14 protein-coding genes are annotated in these 14,922 nt (G+C 72.1%); 8 read left to right on the forward strand and 6 right to left on the reverse strand.

What is annotated here, in order from left to right:
* Window positions 1–6: 6 nt before the first annotated feature.
* Window positions 7–876 (reverse strand): LysR substrate-binding domain-containing protein, encoded by an 870-nt coding sequence (locus tag ACI2L3_RS20915; RefSeq protein ID WP_404753853.1) that lies wholly within the window; start codon window positions 874–876, stop codon window positions 7–9.
* A gap of 173 nt (window positions 877–1,049) precedes the next feature.
* On the opposite strand from ACI2L3_RS20915, the gene ACI2L3_RS20920 reads away from it, so the two are divergent.
* Window positions 1,050–2,063, forward strand: coding sequence for a bile acid:sodium symporter family protein (locus tag ACI2L3_RS20920; protein ID WP_404754039.1), 1,014 nt, complete (start codon window positions 1,050–1,052; stop codon window positions 2,061–2,063).
* On the opposite strand, the gene ACI2L3_RS20925 is transcribed toward ACI2L3_RS20920, so the two are convergent.
* The 3 genes from ACI2L3_RS20925 to ACI2L3_RS20935 all read right to left on the reverse strand — a co-directional run bounded on the left by ACI2L3_RS20925 (window position 1,999) and on the right by ACI2L3_RS20935 (window position 6,269).
* The gene (locus ACI2L3_RS20925) at window positions 1,999–3,252 is read right to left on the reverse strand and encodes a DUF4185 domain-containing protein (protein ID WP_404753854.1); all 1,254 of its coding nucleotides are present in this window, start codon (window positions 3,250–3,252) and stop codon (window positions 1,999–2,001) included. The two genes, ACI2L3_RS20920 and ACI2L3_RS20925, sit on opposite strands and share 65 nt — an antisense overlap.
* Before the next feature lie 10 nt (window positions 3,253–3,262).
* Window positions 3,263–5,152 (reverse strand): exo-alpha-sialidase, encoded by a 1,890-nt coding sequence (locus tag ACI2L3_RS20930; RefSeq protein WP_404753855.1) that lies wholly within the window; start codon window positions 5,150–5,152, stop codon window positions 3,263–3,265.
* 193 nt (window positions 5,153–5,345) lie between these two features.
* Window positions 5,346–6,269 carry a zinc-binding alcohol dehydrogenase family protein gene (locus ACI2L3_RS20935; RefSeq protein ID WP_404753856.1) on the reverse strand — a complete coding sequence of 308 codons (924 nt, stop codon included), beginning with the start codon at window positions 6,267–6,269 and terminating at the stop codon, window positions 5,346–5,348.
* A 94-nt stretch (window positions 6,270–6,363) separates the two neighbouring features.
* Here ACI2L3_RS20935 and ACI2L3_RS20940 point away from each other — a divergent pair, with 94 nt between their 5' ends.
* Complete coding sequence (locus ACI2L3_RS20940; RefSeq protein WP_404753857.1) at window positions 6,364–6,816, forward strand: MarR family winged helix-turn-helix transcriptional regulator; 453 nt, start codon at window positions 6,364–6,366, stop codon at window positions 6,814–6,816.
* A 39-nt stretch (window positions 6,817–6,855) separates the two neighbouring features.
* Here the strand turns inward: ACI2L3_RS20940 and fdhD are convergent, their stop codons facing one another.
* The gene (gene fdhD, locus ACI2L3_RS20945) at window positions 6,856–7,704 is read right to left on the reverse strand and encodes a formate dehydrogenase accessory sulfurtransferase FdhD (RefSeq protein WP_404753858.1); all 849 of its coding nucleotides are present in this window, start codon (window positions 7,702–7,704) and stop codon (window positions 6,856–6,858) included.
* 283 nt (window positions 7,705–7,987) lie between these two features.
* Here fdhD and ACI2L3_RS20950 point away from each other — a divergent pair, with 283 nt between their 5' ends.
* Window positions 7,988–8,935: a beta-ketoacyl-ACP synthase III gene (locus ACI2L3_RS20950; RefSeq protein ID WP_404753859.1), complete on the forward strand. Its 948-nt coding sequence runs from the start codon at window positions 7,988–7,990 to the stop codon at window positions 8,933–8,935.
* 5 nt (window positions 8,936–8,940) lie between these two features.
* On the opposite strand, the gene ACI2L3_RS20955 is transcribed toward ACI2L3_RS20950, so the two are convergent.
* Window positions 8,941–9,132, reverse strand: a complete 192-nt coding sequence (locus ACI2L3_RS20955; RefSeq protein WP_404753860.1) for a hypothetical protein — start codon at window positions 9,130–9,132, stop codon at window positions 8,941–8,943.
* A gap of 54 nt (window positions 9,133–9,186) precedes the next feature.
* On the opposite strand from ACI2L3_RS20955, the gene ACI2L3_RS20960 reads away from it, so the two are divergent.
* From ACI2L3_RS20960 to ACI2L3_RS20980, 5 genes are all read left to right on the forward strand, one after another.
* Entirely contained in the window at window positions 9,187–9,780 is a 594-nt protein-coding gene (locus tag ACI2L3_RS20960; RefSeq protein ID WP_404753861.1) for a GNAT family N-acetyltransferase, read from the forward strand.
* 195 nt (window positions 9,781–9,975) lie between these two features.
* The gene (locus ACI2L3_RS20965; protein ID WP_404753862.1) at window positions 9,976–11,157 is read left to right on the forward strand and encodes an ROK family protein; all 1,182 of its coding nucleotides are present in this window, start codon (window positions 9,976–9,978) and stop codon (window positions 11,155–11,157) included.
* Between the two features lie 151 nt (window positions 11,158–11,308).
* Window positions 11,309–12,826, forward strand: coding sequence for a sugar ABC transporter ATP-binding protein (locus ACI2L3_RS20970; RefSeq protein WP_404753863.1), 1,518 nt, complete (start codon window positions 11,309–11,311; stop codon window positions 12,824–12,826).
* The gene (locus tag ACI2L3_RS20975; RefSeq protein WP_404753864.1) at window positions 12,823–13,842 is read left to right on the forward strand and encodes an ABC transporter permease; all 1,020 of its coding nucleotides are present in this window, start codon (window positions 12,823–12,825) and stop codon (window positions 13,840–13,842) included. The genes ACI2L3_RS20970 and ACI2L3_RS20975 overlap by 4 nt, the downstream gene beginning before the upstream one ends.
* Window positions 13,843–13,858: 16 nt before the next feature.
* Complete coding sequence (locus ACI2L3_RS20980; RefSeq protein ID WP_404753865.1) at window positions 13,859–14,899, forward strand: substrate-binding domain-containing protein; 1,041 nt, start codon at window positions 13,859–13,861, stop codon at window positions 14,897–14,899.
* Window positions 14,900–14,922: the final 23 nt, after the last annotated feature.

The raw sequence follows: 14,922 nt of genomic DNA on the forward strand, positions 1-14,922 counted from the left end.
ACGGCGTCAGTGCCCGCCCCGGTGGAGCCGGTCCCCGCCCGCCAGGATCGCCGCCGCCAGGGCGTCCGCCGCGTCCTGGGCCGGCGCGCGCCGCTCGCCGTGCAGCAGCACGAAGTCGACCGAGCCGAGCTCCGGCAGGCCCGCCCGGTCGGGGACGCGGACCAGGCCCGGCGGGATCAGGCCCCGCGAGTGGGCCATCACGCCGAGACCCGCGCGGGCCGCCGCCACAAGGCCGCTGAGGCTGCCGCTCGTGCAGGCCACCCGCCAGGCGCGGCCCCGCTGCTCCAGCGCCTCGAAGGCGAGGGCGCGGGTGATGCCGGGCGGCGGATAGACGATGAGCGGCACCGGCCGTTCGGGGTCGAGGCGGAGCCGTTCGGCGCCGATCCAGACCAGGTCGTCCTGCCACACCAGCTCGCCGCGCGGGTCCTCCGGGCGCCGCTTGGCGAGCACCAGGTCGAGCTTGCCCGCGTCGAGACGCTTGTGGAGCGTGCCGGACAGCTCGACGGTGAGCTCCAGGTCGACGTCGGGGTGGTCGTGCCGGAAGGTCTCCAGGATGTCGGTGAGCCGCGTCAGGACGAAGTCCTCGGACGCCCCGAACCGCAGCCGCCCCCCGAGGCGCTTGCCCGCGAAGAACGCCGCCGCCTGTTCGTGCGCCGCAAGGATTCGGCGGGCGAAGCCGAGCATGGCCTCGCCGTCCTCGGTCAGCTCCACGCTGTGGGTGTCGCGCGTGAACAGCTGCCGCCCGGTGGCGTCCTCCAGGCGGCGCACGTGCTGGCTGACGGTGGACTGGCGCAGGTTCAGCCTGCGGGCGGCCCGCGTGAAGCTCAGCGTCTGGGCGACCGCGAGGAAGGTGCGGAGCTGTGAGGGGTCGTACATGCTCGCCAGCCTAGCCCCGGCCATCGCGGAACGTGATGGCAGTCAGAGCGGTGTACGGGATTCCCGATCACCCCCGTCGGGAGGATCATGGAGAGGGCCCGTACCGGCTCCCCGGTACACCCCCGACACCGAGAGCATGGAGCACCGTGAAACGCCTGAAGTGGCCGTCCTGGATGCCGGTCGACCCGTACATCGTGGCGTTGCTCGCGACCGTGGGCCTCGCGGCCCTGCTGCCCGCCCGCGACACCGCGGCCGATGTCGCGTCCGGCGCCTCCACCGGGGCCGTCGCGCTGCTCTTCTTCCTCTACGGGGCCCGGCTCTCCACCCGCGAGGCGCTCGACGGACTCAAGCACTGGCGGCTCCACGTCACGGTCCTGGCCTGCACGTTCGTCGTCTTCCCGCTGTTCGGGCTCGCCGCGAAGGGACTCGTCCCGTACGTCCTGACGCCCGCGCTCTTCAGCGGCTTCCTCTTCCTCACCCTGGTGCCCTCGACGATCCAGTCGTCCATCGCCTTCACGTCGATGGCCCGCGGCAACGTCCCCGCGGCGATCTGCGCCGGCTCCTTCTCCTCGTTGGCCGGCATCGTGCTCACCCCGCTGCTCGCGGCCGCCCTGCTCGGCGACAGCGGCGGCGGCTTCTCGGCGGACTCGCTCCTCAAGATCGTGCTGCAGCTGCTCGTGCCGTTCCTCGCCGGCCAGCTCCTGCGCCGGTGGGTGGGCGGCTTCATAGCCCGCCACAAGAAGATCCTCGGATACGTCGACCGCGGCTCGATCCTGCTCGTCGTCTACACCGCGTTCAGCCAGGGCATGGTGCAGGGCATCTGGGGCCAGGTACACCCGCTGCGGCTGCTCGCGCTGCTCGGCGTGGAGGCGGTGCTGCTCGCCGTCATGCTGACGCTGACCTGGTACGGGGCGAAGCGGCTCGGGTTCGGCAGGGCCGACCGCGTCGCGATCCAGTTCGCCGGGTCGAAGAAGTCCCTGGCGGCCGGGTTGCCCATGGCCAGCGTCCTGTTCGGCGCGGACGCCTCGCTCGCCGTGCTGCCGCTGATGCTCTTCCACCAGATGCAGCTGATGGTCTGCGCGGTCATCGCCAAGCGCCGCTCGCGGGACCCCGAGGAGTTCGTCAGCGAGCCGCCGCGAGCCGCAGGGAAACGAACCGCGGCCGGTACAGCGACACGTTCCGGGTGACGTTCGCCTGCGCGTTCGCGGGCGTCGCGTCCAGCCAGTTGACGTCGTAGCTGAGCACGAGGCGGCCGTCGTCGCCGAGCGCCGGATGCGCCTGCGGGTTGTAGGCGGCGGTCTCCTGGCGGACGGCGCTGTCCTCGGGCAGGGGGGCCTCGAAGGCCTTGGCGGGGCCGTGCCAGGGGCCGGTGGGGGAGCAGGACCAGTACGAGGTGACGGTGGTCAGGCCCTCGGTGCCCGCCGCCATGGTGAACAGGACGTACGTCCCGTCCTCCCGGACCACCGTGAACGCGCTGCCCACCCCCTTCCGCTTCCCGTCCCCGAGCACGCGCCGCGGCGTGACGTCGTGCCCCCACGCCTCGCCGTCCCAGTACTCCCAGGCGGAGCCGTCGGCGAGGCTGCCGTGCGGGACGCGCGCGACATGGGCGTCCGAGGAGGGCCGCGAGGTCGCCTGCGCGTCGGTGCCGCCGAAGACGTACGTCCAGCCGTCCTCGTCGACCGTCGCCGCGCCGTACAGGACCCGCTTCCCGGGATCGGCGACCGACTGCTGGTCCGAGACCTTGGTGATGCCCTCGACGCGCAGGTCGGGCAGCGAGAGCGTGGCGACCTCCGTGGCGACGGGCACGCCGTAGATCCAGGGCCCCTGGCTCGCCATGCGGTTCCACAGCAGGACCCGCACGACCCGCTCGTCCGAGCCGGGGGAGCGGGGCTCCACGCGGGCCGCCACCGGCCAGCGCCACTGCTGGGGCGCCGGGTCAGGGAAGAGCGGCGCGGCGAGGGTGCGCTGCAGGGTGCCGGAACGGGACATCACCACGGCCGAGTTGCGGACCATGGGGGTGTTCGGGTCGCGCCAGGTGTGCGGCTGGCCCGCCTGGTTCGGGGGCGGGTGTACCCGGCCGAGGAAGGTGTCGGAGAACAGCCACAGCACGCGCCCGTCCGGCAGCCGCACCGAGTGGCTGCCGTCGCCGCCGGTCCAGTCGTCGGTGCGCGTCATGTCGTCGCCGTAGCGCGCGAACTCCCCGGTGACCCCGTCGTCGGCGGCCCAGGAGGAGACGGTGCGGGGCCCGCATGCCGCATCGCCCTCCCGGTCGTCTTCCGGGAGGGCGATGAGCAGCACGGCCGCGCAGACCAGGGCCAGCAGCAGGACGAGCCAGACGCTGCGCGGCCCCGTCGCGGGACGTTCACGGGCGGACACGCCGGGGACGTTAGTTGCTGCCGCGCACCCGGTCCATGGGGAGCCGCACGACGGTGTCCCGTGTCACAGGAGCACCACCGGTGCGCAGGGCGTCCACTTCGCCGTCGCTCAACGCCCTCCCGTACACCCCCACGTCGTCGATGGCGCCGGTGAAGTGGGCGCGGCTGTCCATGCGTTGGCCGATGTGCACGCCGAAGGGCGAGTTGCGGCTGACCGAGCCGGGCACGTCGGCGGCGGTGACCTGCGTGCCGTCGACGAAGAGTGTCAGGCGGCCGGCGCCGCGGCGCAGCGCGATGTGGTGCCACTGGCCGTCGTTGTACGCGCCCGTCGTGCGCACGAACGCCGACTTCGGGGGCGCGGCGCCGTCCCGCGTGGTGATCAGGCCGGTGACGCGGTCGCTCGCGGGCTCGCCGCGCAGCCACACCTGCGGCTGGTTGGTGCCGATGCCGCCCATCCACAGCAGCGGCTGCTCACCGGCCGTCGCGGAGTAGCGGAACCAGAGCGAGGCCGTGAAGTCCCCGGTGCCCAGCGGCAGTCGGTTCCGGTACGGGAGCCGTACGGCGTCGTCCGTGCCGTCGAAGGCGATCGCGCCGCCGAAGCGGCCGGGGGTGGTGTCCGCCCCGCCGAGCACCGCGGCGGGCCGGGCGCCCGGCGCGTGGTCGCGGGTGGTCGGATCCGCGCCACGGCGCGGCTTCAGCCAGTCCTCGGTGAAGCGGGCGAAGCGGATCTCGTCGCGCGCGTCCACCGCGCCGCCCTCGTACATGAGGCCCACATGCGTCCCGTCGGCCCGCACCATGTCGGAGTAGCCGGACCAGTCCGTGGTCACCGTGGTGCCCCGGTCGACGCTGTCCCAGGTGCGGCCGCCGTCGTACGAGGAGCGGATCTGCATCGTGCGGCGGCGGTCCGGGTCACCGGGGCAGGCGAGCAGCATCCGATTGCCGAACTGGAGCGTGGAACCCTGCACTTGGGGCGTGTACAGGTCGGGGATCGCGCGGAAGGGCGCGGCGAAGGAGTCGCCGCCGTCCCGGCTGACCGTCTGGGTGCGGTGGCCCAGGTCCGTGCCGTCCTGTTCGCGGCCGCTGACGTGGATCGCCCCGTCGGGCCGTTCGGTGACGGTCATCTCGGACGGCTTCTGCCGGAACGTGCCCGCGGCCGGTATCGGGTACGAGTCCGTCGCGCCGATCTTCCAGTGGTCACCGCCGTCGTCGCTGACGATCAGCGCGGCGTGGTTGGCGGTGACCCGGCCGCCGTCCCACGTCTCGGTGTTGGCGGTGAAGACGAGCCGCCCCGCGTGCCGGCCGCGGGTCAGCTGGAGCCCGTGCACGGGTCCGGTCGCGTACCAGGAGTTCCAGTGCTCCGGCAGGATCTGGTCGCTCAGGTCGCGCGGCGCCGACCAGCTGCGGCCGTCGTCGTCGCTGTACTGCAGGTGCGGGGTACGGTCGCACGGCACGTCGCAGTTCTTGCCGTCCGTACGCCCGGTGTTGTACGTCTCCGCCAGCAGGATCCGGCCGCTCTCGCGGTCCACGACCGGCGCCGGATTGCCGTGCGTGTCACCCGCGCCCTCGTTGACGACCTGGAGCGGGCCCCAGGTGCGCCCGCCGTCGTGCGACCGCTTGAGCACCAGGTCTATGTCGCCCGCGTCACCGCAGTCGTTGACCCGGCCCTCCGCGAAGGCGAGCAGCGTTCCCTTGGTCGTCCGCACCACGGCCGGGATGCGGAAGCAGGCGTACCCCGGGTCCCGGTCCGCCTTGAACAGCACCTGCTGCTCGAACGGCGGCGACTGTGCCGCTCCCGCGGCGGGCGCGGGCAGCAGGGCGCCCACGGCCACCGCGGTCACGGCGGCGGTGACGGCACGGAGCGATCTGAGGCGTGCATGGCGTGCGGGGAGAGTTGATGACATGGTGCGGTCCGCCTTTCATGGCGACGGCGACTCATGGCGATGGCGATGGCGATGGCGGTGCGGTGACGGTGCGGGAGTAATGCGGAGTGCCCGCGCAGCAGTCGAACTGGCGACCGGACATCCGGACATCCCACGTCCAACGTACGCGGACAGACGCTACTTGCGGGCTCCGACACCCCACAAGAAGCGTGCGTCAGGGGATCAGCACGACCTTCCCCCGGTTGGCCCGCGCCTCGATCACCTCGTGCGCCCGCGCCGCCTCCTCCAGTGCGAACTCCGCGTGCACGGCGACCCGCAGCCGGCCCGCCGCGTGCAGCTCCCACAGCTCCCGCCGCCACTTCTCGTACAGCTCCGGCCGGCCGCGCGCGATCAGCCCCAGCTGGAACCCGATGACGGACTTGGCGCCGACCAGCAGGTCGTACGCCGCCACGGTCCCGCCGCCCGAGCTGTAGGCCACCAATCGCCCGTGCGGGGCGAGTGACTTGACGGCGGGTGTCAGGAGGCCGCCGCCGACCGCGTCCAGTACGTAGTCGACGGGTTCGCCCCAGTCGTCGCGGTCGTACGTGATGACCTCGTCGGCGCCGAGTCCGCGCACGAAGTCCGCCTTGCGGGGGTCGGACACGGCCGCCACGACACGCGACGCGCCCCGCAACCCGGCCAGCTGCAGAGCGAGATGTCCGACCCCGCTCGCCGCGGCGGTGACGAGCGCGGACTCGCCGGGCGCGGCGCGGGCCGCTTCGAGCGCCCCGTACGCGACGAGACCGGAGCGGACCAGCGCGACCGCGTCGACGGCGCTTGCGCCGTCGGGGACGGGTGAGGCCATCGGGGTGTGCAGCAGGGCGTAGTCGGCGTATCCGTGCCCGAAGACGAGTCCCGTGACGCGGTCGCCCGGCGCGTGGCCCGTGACGCCCTCGCCGAGCGCGACGATCTCCCCGGCGACTTCGCCGCCGAGGGGGATCGGGTCCCGGCCCTCGCCGACCTTGCGTACGACGGGGAGGGTCACGCCGACCGCCTCGACGCGCACGAGGAGCTCGCCGGGGCCGGGGTCGGGGACGGGGGCGTCCTCCAGAAACAGGACTTCGGGACCGCCGCCGTGCTCGTACCGGACGCGACGCATCGGCAACACCTCCAAGAGAGAGAAATCGTTGGTGGGCCCAACGGTAATCACAGTTTCATTGGGAAGTCCAACGATTCGCGGTTACGCTTCTCCCATGGCCACGACCCCGCCCGCCCCCAGCACCATCCGCACGCTCCCCAGCTGGCTGCTCGGCCGCGCGGCCGCCCGCGGCCGCGGCCTGGTCGCCGACGCGCTGGCCCGTGAGGGGTTGAAGATGTGGCACCACGTGGTGTTGTCCGCCGTCGCCGACCACGGCCCGGTCGCCCAGGCCGAGCTGGGCCGCAGCGTCTCGCTCGACCCGAAGGACATGGTCGGCGTGTTGAACGACCTCCAGGCCGACGGGCTCGTCGAGCGCGCGCCCGACCCCCGGGACCGCCGCAAGAACGCGATCACGATCACCGCGCGCGGCCGACGCACCGTGCGGCGGTGCGCGGAGGCCGCCGAACGCGCCAACGCCGAACTCCTCGCGCCTCTTTCGGCCGACGAGCGGGAGCAGTTCCTCCGGATGCTGGGCCGGATCTCCGGGGTCGAGGCGCCGGAAGAGTGAGGCCGCGGCATCGGGTCCGCGCCATCGGGGCGGCCCCGGTCAGCCCTGGGTGGCCGCGGCCCGCAGGGCGACGCGGTGCTCGCCCGCGTACACGTTCATGGAGGAGCCCCGCAGGAAACCGATCAGGGTGAGCCCCGTCTCGGCGGCCAGGTCGACGGCGAGCGACGACGGCGCGGAGACCGCGGCGAGGACCGGGACGCCCGCCATCACCGCCTTCTGGGCCAGCTCGAAGGAGGCGCGGCCGGAGACGAGCAGGACGGCGCGGGACAGCGGCAGGTCGCCGCTCTGGAGGGCGCGGCCGACCAGCTTGTCGACCGCGTTGTGCCGCCCCACGTCCTCGCGCACGTCGAGGAGTTCGCCCGCCTCGTCGAAGAGCGCCGCCGCGTGCAGGCCCCCGGTCCTGTCGAAGACGCGCTGCGACGCGCGCAGCCGGTCGGGCAGGCTCGCGAGCAGATCGGTGCCGAGCCGGACCGGGGGAGCGTCGGCGATCGGGAAGCGCGCCGTGGTGCGGACCGCGTCCAGGCTCGCCTTGCCGCACAGCCCGCAGGACGAGGTGGTGTAGACGTTGCGTTCGAGCGTGATGTCGGGGAGGACGACGCCCTCGGCGGTCCGCACGTCGACGACGTTGTACGTGTTGGACCCGTCCTCCCGCGCCCCGGCGCAGTAGACGATCGACCGCAGGTCGTCCGCCGAGCCGAGCACGCCCTCGCTCACCAGGAACCCCGCCGCGAGCGCGAAGTCGTCGCCCGGTGTGCGCATGGTGATGGCGAGCGGCTTGCCGTTCAGCCGGATCTCCAGGGGCTCCTCGGCGACGAGGGTGTCGGGCCGTTCCGAGACGTGACCGTCCCGGACCCGGATCACCTTGCGTCGCTCCGTGACTCGTCCCATGTCGTGATCAGTCCCGGTTCTGTATGTGGTGTCGGCCCTGGCGGTCCCATTGTCCTGCACGCACGGAACGACGGACGGAGCGGGGGCGTACAGCCTGTACGGACTCGTACACAAGGTCACACCGTTCTTCGGAGGGTGACCACATCATGAGAAGCATCCAAACCCAGCGCTGCTTTCCTGTCGCATTACGTGCACCGTTACTCGTGAGTCGCTGACCAAACTGGAGGATCCCGCACCTTCGGCAACAAGATCCCGCATCTTCGGCAACAAGGGGGACCCGTACATGCACGGCTCACGCATCGCCGCTGTCGGCCACTATCAGCCCGCCAGGATCCTCACCAATGAGGAGCTGGCGAGCATGGTCGACACCAGCGACGAGTGGATCCGGTCCCGGGTGGGCATCCGCACCCGCCACATCGCGGGCCCGGAGGAGCCGGTCGACGAGCTGGCCGCGCACGCCGGCGGCAAGGCCCTGGCCGCCGCGGGTCTGACCCCCGACGCGATCGACCTCGTCCTGGTCGCCACCTCCACGGCCATCGACCGCTCGCCGAACATGGCGGCACGCGTCGCCGCGCGGCTCGGTGTCCCCGGCCCTGCCGCCCTGGACCTCAACGTCGTGTGCGCGGGCTTCACCCACGCCCTCGCCACCGCCGACCACACCCTGCGGGCCGGGGCCGCGACCCGTGCCCTGGTCATCGGCGCGGACAAGATGTCCGAGATCACCGACTGGACGGACCGCACCACCTGCGTACTGACCGGCGACGGCGCGGGCGCGGCCGTCGTCGAGGCGTGCGGGCCCGGCGAGGAGCCCGGCATCGGCCCCGTGCTGTGGGGCTCGGTGCCCGAGATGGGCAACGCCGTCCGCATCGAGGGCACGCCGCCGCGCTTCGCCCAGGAGGGCCAGAGCGTCTACCGCTGGGCGACGACCCAGCTGCCGCCGCTCGCCCGCGCGGCCTGCGAGCGGGCCGGGCTGACCCCGGCCGACCTCGCCGCGGTCGTCCTGCACCAGGCCAACCTCCGGATCATCGAGCCGCTCGCCGATCGCATCGGCGCCGTGAACGCCGTGATCGCACGCGATGTCGTCGACTCCGGGAACACCTCGGCGGCGAGCATCCCGATGGCGCTCTCCAAGCTGGTGGAGCGCGGCGAGGTCGGCACCGGGGACCCGGTCCTGCTCTTCGGCTTCGGCGGCAACCTCTCGTACGCGGGACAGGTCGTGCGCTGCCCGTGAGGCCGTCAAGGTGATGGAGTCGGCGGGCTGAGCACCGCCTGTGTCTGCGTCGTCCGACCCACGAGGCGCCCTTCGTCGTCGTACACCTCGACGCGGTCGGGTCCGGCCTCCGCCAAGGCGATGCCGAGGTGCGCGGCGAAGGGGACCAGATCAATCAGGTGGGCGTGCGGTTCGTTCTGGGGCAGGGTGTCCGACATGGGGTGACCTTCCACAGAGGTAGGGCACCGGCCGACGGGACAGGGAGAAGAGACATGAGTACGGACCACCGCATACGCCCCTTGATCGAGCAGGACGTGCCGGTGGCCGTGCACACCCTCGCCCGCGCCTTCGCGGACTACCCCTTCACGCGCCACGTCGTCGCCGCCGACGGCCACGAGGAGCGGGTCCGTCGCTTCCAGGAACTCTTCCTGACCCGTATCGGAATGGTGTACGGGCGCGTCTGGGTCGCGAACGCCGGCCGTGCCGTGGCCGTGTGGACCACGCCGGACCGCGACCCGGCGCCGGGCTTCGCCGCGGTCGGTCCGCTCATCGGGGAACTCGCGGGCGACCGCGCGCCCTGGTTCGAGTCGGCGGACCGCGCGCTCCTTCCGCACCGCCCCCAGTACCCCGCGTGGTTCCTCGCCACGGTCGGCGTCGACCCGGACGAGCAGGGCAAGGGCCTCGGCGGCGCGGTGCTCGCGCCCGGTCTGGAGGCCGCCGACCGCGCGGGCTCCCCATGTTTCCTGGAGACGTCCACCGAGCGGAATGTGGCGTTCTACGAGCGGCTCGGTTTCGCCGTCACGGCCGAGGTTCCGCTCCCGGACCACGGCCCCCGCACGTGGTGCATGCTCCGGAAGCCGGCCTGAGCGCACGGCCGTACGCTCCTTTGTCCTGTGACTGGAGAAAGTCATGGGTAATTCGCGCTCAACTTCTTCCCAGCCCCGGCAGGCACTGCTACGTTCCCCTCGAAAGCTTGAAGGAAGCCCGAAGGCGACCGTTCGGTGAGCCCCAAGGCAACGGCATGGGAAGCCCGATGAGGCGGGGAGGGGCGCGTGAGACGTATGACGGCTCGACCCGCCAATGCGCACCAGGCACGGCTGCTGCGCCTGTTGCGTGACGGAGGACCCAACTCCCGCGCCCAGCTGGGCGATCAGGTCGACCTCTCGCGGTCCAAACTCGCCGTGGAGGTCGACCGGCTCCTGGAGACCGGACTCGTGGTGGCCGATGGTCTCGCCGCCTCGCGCGGCGGCCGCCGCTCCCACAACATCCGCCTGGCCCCGGCCCTCCGCTTCCTCGGCGTGGACATCGGCGCGACCTCGGTCGACGTCGCGGTGACCAACGCCGAGCTGGAGGTCCTCGGCCACATCAACCAGCCCATGGACGTGCGCGAAGGCCCGGTCGCGGTCTTCGAGCAGGTCCTCGCCATGGCGGCCAAGCTGAAGGCCTCCGGGCTCGCGGAGGGGTTCGACGGCGCCGGCATCGGCGTCCCCGGTCCTGTCCGCTTCCCGGAGGGCGTGCCGGTCGCCCCGCCGATCATGCCGGGGTGGGACGGCTTCCCCGTCCGGGAGGCCCTCAGCCAGGACCTCGGCTGCCCCGTCATGGTCGACAACGACGTGAACCTCATGGCGATGGGGGAGCAGCACGCGGGCGTCGCACGCTCCGTGGGCGACTTCCTCTGCGTCAAGATCGGCACGGGCATCGGCTGCGGCATCGTCGTCGGCGGTGAGGTCTACCGCGGTACGACGGGCAGCGCCGGCGACATCGGCCACATCCAGTCCGAACCGGACGGACGCCCCTGCGCCTGCGGCAACAAGGGCTGCCTGGAGGCCTACTTCAGCGGCGCGGCGCTCGCCCGCGACGCCGAGGAGGCGGCCAGGGAGGGGCTCTCGGCGGAGCTCGCCACGCGGCTCGACGAGGCGGGACGGCTCAGCGCCGTCGACGTCGCGGCGGCCGCCGCCGCGGGTGACGCCACCGCCCTCGACCTCATCCGCGAGGGCGGCAACCGCACCGGCCAGGTCATCGCGAGCCTCGTCAGCTTCTTCAACCCCGGCCTCGTGGTGATCGGCGGCGGCGTGACCGGCCTCGGCCACACGCTGCTCGCCGCGATCCGCACCCAGGTCTACCGCCAGTCGCTGCCCCTGGCGACCGGCAACCTCCCCATCGTCCTGGGGGAGTTGGGGCCCACCGCCGGAGTCATCGGCGGCGCCCGGCTCATCAGCGACCACCTGTTCTCACCGGCCTGATACGTACGGAACGCAGCGCCACCCAGTCCTCGTCCGGCACAGCGCCCTGCCCCGCCCTGCCCAGCTACTTTTCACCCGCTCGCCCAGTCCTCGCTCCGCCCTGCCCTGAATCCGTCCTGCCCTGCTGCGGCCGCCGCCGAGGGGAACCGTCATGGCACCAGAACCACCACTGCTCACGATGTCCGGCATCACCAAGTCGTTCCCCGGGGTCCGTGCCCTCGACGGCGTCGACCTCCAGGTCCAGGCCGGGGAGGTGCACTGCCTCCTCGGCCAGAACGGCGCCGGGAAGTCCACCCTCATCAAGGTCCTCGCGGGCGCCCACCAGCCCGACGGCGGCGAGATCACCTGGCGCGGCGAGCGCGTCACGCTCCGCTCGCCGATCGCCGCCATGCGGCTCGGCATCGCCACCATCTACCAGGAACTCGACCTGGTGGAAGGCCTCTCCGTCGCGGAGAACGTCCACCTCGGGCACGAGCCGACCGCCGCCGGATTCGTGGTGCGCGGCCGGGCGGCGAAGGAATCAACAGCCGCGCTGCTCAGGCGACTTGGGCACGGCGAGATCGACCCGGGGCGGCTCGTGGGCGACCTCTCCGCCGCCCAGCAGCAGATCGTCTCGATGGCCCGCGCGCTCTCCCACGAGGTGCGCCTCATCGTCATGGACGAGCCGTCCGCCGCCCTCGACCCCGACGAGGTCGACAACCTCTTCCGCATCGTCGGCGACCTCACGGCGGACGGTGTCGCCGTCGTCTACATCTCCCACCGCCTGGAAGAGATCCGCCGCATCGGCGACCGCGTCACCGTCCTCAAGGACGGGCGCGCCGTCGCGGGCGGACTCCCCGCGGAATCCACCCCGACGAAGGACGTCGTGGCGCTCATGACGGGCCGCAACGTCGAGTACGTCTTCCCGGACCGGCCCATCGGAAGACCCGCCGGAGAGCCCGTGCTCACCGTGCGCGGCCTCTCCCGGCGCGGCGAGTTCGAGCCACTCGACCTCGACCTGCGCCCCGGCGAGATCGTGGGCCTCGCCGGACTCGTCGGCTCGGGCCGCTCCGAGATCCTGGAGACCATCTACGGCGCCCGCAAACCCAGCACGGGCCAAGTGACCATCGCAGGGCAGGAGTTGCGGCCCGGCAGCGTCCGGGCCGCCGTCCGCGCGGGGCTCGGCCTCGCCCCGGAGGAACGCAAGGCGCAGGCCCTGCTCATGCTGGAGTCCGTCACCCGCAACGTGTCGGTCTCCTCCATGTCCCGCTTCTCGCACGGCGGCTGGCTCGACCGCGGCGCCGAACGCGAGGCCGCGCGCGCCGCGACGCGCGAGCTGTCGCTGCGCCCCGACGAACCCTCCGCACCCGTGCGCACCCTGTCCGGCGGCAACCAGCAGAAGGCCGTCCTGGCCCGCTGGCTGCTGCGCGGCTGCCGCGTCCTGCTGCTCGACGAACCGACCCGGGGCGTCGACGTCGGCGCCCGCGCCGAGCTGTACGCGGTGATCCGCCGGCTCGCCGACGAGGGCCTCGCCGTGCTCCTCGTCTCCAGTGAGGTGCCCGAAGTGCTCGGCCTCGCCGACCGCGTCCTGGTGGTCCGCGAGGGCCGCGTCGTACACACCGCGTCCGCCCGTGACCTCGATGAACACCGCGTACTCGACCTCGTCCTTGAAGGGAGCCCGGCGGCATGACCCAGCCAGCCCCGGCGGCCGAGGCCGCCACCCGCAAGAGCGCCCCCGCCGACGGCGGCAGCCCGTGGCGCGCCACGGTGGCCCGCGCCGACGTGCGCACGCTGTCGCTGCTCGGCGTCCTCGCCGTGCTGATCGCGATCGGCGGCATCACCCAGCCCGACTCGTTCCTCGACACCGACAACGTCCAGCTGATCCTCACCCAGGCCTCCGTCATCGGCGTGGTCACCGTCGGCATGACGTTCGTGATCATCTCCGGCGGCATCGACCTGTCGGTCGGCGCGATCGTCGCGCTCGCCTCGGTGTGGGCGACAACGGTCGCCACCCAGGAGTACGGGTTCGCGGGCATCCTCTTCACGGCCGTGATCGTCGGCCTGGGCTGCGGCCTGGTGAACGGCCTGCTCATCGCGTACGGCGGGATGGTGCCGTTCATCGCCACCCTCGCCATGCTGGCCGCGGGCCGCGGCCTCGCCCTGCAGATCACCGACGGCAAGACCCAAATGGTCACCGTCGACAGCGTGCTGGACCTCGGCCTCCGCGAGTCGTACATCCTCGGCATCCCGCCGCTGGTCCTCGTCTTCGCCGCCGTCACCGTCGTCGGCTGGCTGCTCCTGAACCGCACGACCTTCGGGCGGCGCTCGGTCGCGGTCGGCGGCAACGCGGAGGCGGCCCGCCTTGCCGGCATCGACGTCCGCAGGCAGCGGCTCTATCTGTATCTGCTCTCCGGCCTGTGCTGCGGCATCGCGGCCTTCCTGCTGATCGTCCTCTCCGGCTCGGGCCAGAACACCAACGGCAACCTGTACGAACTCGACGCCATCGCGGCGGCGATCATCGGCGGCACCCTGCTCAGCGGCGGCCGCGGCACGATCACCGGCTCCGTGCTCGGCGTGCTGATCTTCATCACGATCCAGAACATCTTCGCGCTCAACAACCTGGAGACCGCGACCCAGCAGATCGCCAAGGGCGCGATCATCGTCGCCGCGGTGCTCGTCCAACGACGTACGGCCACCACTTCCTGAGCTGAGGGGTTCACCCATGCCAACGAACACGAGCCGCAGAGGGCTCCTCTTCGGAGCCGCCGCCCTGTCCACCGGAGCCCTGATCACGGGGTGCACCAGCAACGAGCCCAAGGACGACGAGTCCGAGGACACGGCACAGGAGGTCGCCGACGACAAGCCGGGCAAGAAGGTCACCATCGGCTTCGCGGGCCCCCAGGCCGACCACGGCTGGCTCAACGCCATCAACGACAACGCCAAGAAGCGGGCCGAGAAGTATTCGGACGTCACGCTGGAGGCCACCGAGGGCTCGAACGACACCGCGGCCCAGATCGGCCAGGTCGAGACGCTGATCAACAAGAAGGTCGACGTCCTGGTCATCCTGCCCGCCGACGGCAAGGCGCTCACCCAGGTCGGCCTCAAGGCCATGAAGGCGGGCATCCCCGTCGTCAACCTCGACCGCGTCTTCGCCACTCCGCAGGCCTACCGCTGCTGGATCGGCGGCGACAACTACGGCATGGGCCTGAGCGCCGGGCACTACATCGGCGAGAAGCTCAAGGACAAGAAGAACGCGCGCGTCGTGGAGCTGGCGGGCCTCGACAACCTCGAACTCACCAAGCAGCGCACCAAAGGGTTCGACGACGCCCTCAAGAACTACCCCGGCATCGAGAAGGTCGCCCGCCAGGCCGCCGACTTCACCGTCGAGTCGGGACAGTCGAAGATGTCCCAGCTCCTCCAGGCCCAGAAGAACTTCGACGCCCTGTGGAACCACGACGACGATCAGGGCGTGGGCGCCCTGCGCGCCATCAAGCAGGCGGGCCGCGACGACTTCCTGATGGTGGGCGGCGCGGGCGCGCTCTCCGCGATGCAGGCCATCGAGCAGGACGACAGCGTCCTGAAGGCCACCGTCCTCTATCCGCCCACCATGGCCGCGTCCGCGATCGACCTGGCGCGCGCCCTCGGCCAGAGCAAGGGCGTCAGCGGCATGGCGGAGTTCGAGATCCCGTCCTTCGTCACCTGCTACTCGGCCGTCGTCGACAAGGAGAACGTCGGCCGGTACATGTCCACCGGCTTCAAGTGATGCGCGCTCCCGCACCCCCCACC

It is taken from the genome of Streptomyces sp. NPDC029674 (assembly GCF_044903205.1).
Classification (GTDB): domain Bacteria; phylum Actinomycetota; class Actinomycetes; order Streptomycetales; family Streptomycetaceae; genus Streptomyces.

Excerpts from the sequence above, each read along its gene's own strand:
- ACI2L3_RS20915 (WP_404753853.1), bottom strand. The coding sequence starts at position 876 with ATGTACGACCCCTCACAGCTCCGCACCTTCCTCGCGGTCGCCCAGACG.
- ACI2L3_RS20920 (WP_404754039.1), top strand. The coding sequence starts at position 1,050 with ATGCCGGTCGACCCGTACATCGTGGCGTTGCTCGCGACCGTGGGCCTC.
- ACI2L3_RS20930 (WP_404753855.1), bottom strand. The coding sequence starts at position 5,152 with ATGTCATCAACTCTCCCCGCACGCCATGCACGCCTCAGATCGCTCCGT.
- ACI2L3_RS20935 (WP_404753856.1), bottom strand. The coding sequence starts at position 6,269 with ATGCGTCGCGTCCGGTACGAGCACGGCGGCGGTCCCGAAGTCCTGTTT.
- ACI2L3_RS20940 (WP_404753857.1), top strand. The coding sequence starts at position 6,364 with ATGGCCACGACCCCGCCCGCCCCCAGCACCATCCGCACGCTCCCCAGC.
- fdhD (WP_404753858.1), bottom strand. The coding sequence starts at position 7,704 with ATGGGACGAGTCACGGAGCGACGCAAGGTGATCCGGGTCCGGGACGGT.
- ACI2L3_RS20950 (WP_404753859.1), top strand. The coding sequence starts at position 7,988 with ATGCACGGCTCACGCATCGCCGCTGTCGGCCACTATCAGCCCGCCAGG.
- ACI2L3_RS20955 (WP_404753860.1), bottom strand. The coding sequence starts at position 9,132 with ATGTCGGACACCCTGCCCCAGAACGAACCGCACGCCCACCTGATTGAT.
- ACI2L3_RS20960 (WP_404753861.1), top strand. The coding sequence starts at position 9,187 with ATGAGTACGGACCACCGCATACGCCCCTTGATCGAGCAGGACGTGCCG.
- ACI2L3_RS20965 (WP_404753862.1), top strand. The coding sequence starts at position 9,976 with ATGACGGCTCGACCCGCCAATGCGCACCAGGCACGGCTGCTGCGCCTG.
- ACI2L3_RS20970 (WP_404753863.1), top strand. The coding sequence starts at position 11,309 with ATGGCACCAGAACCACCACTGCTCACGATGTCCGGCATCACCAAGTCG.
- ACI2L3_RS20975 (WP_404753864.1), top strand. The coding sequence starts at position 12,823 with ATGACCCAGCCAGCCCCGGCGGCCGAGGCCGCCACCCGCAAGAGCGCC.
- ACI2L3_RS20980 (WP_404753865.1), top strand. The coding sequence starts at position 13,859 with ATGCCAACGAACACGAGCCGCAGAGGGCTCCTCTTCGGAGCCGCCGCC.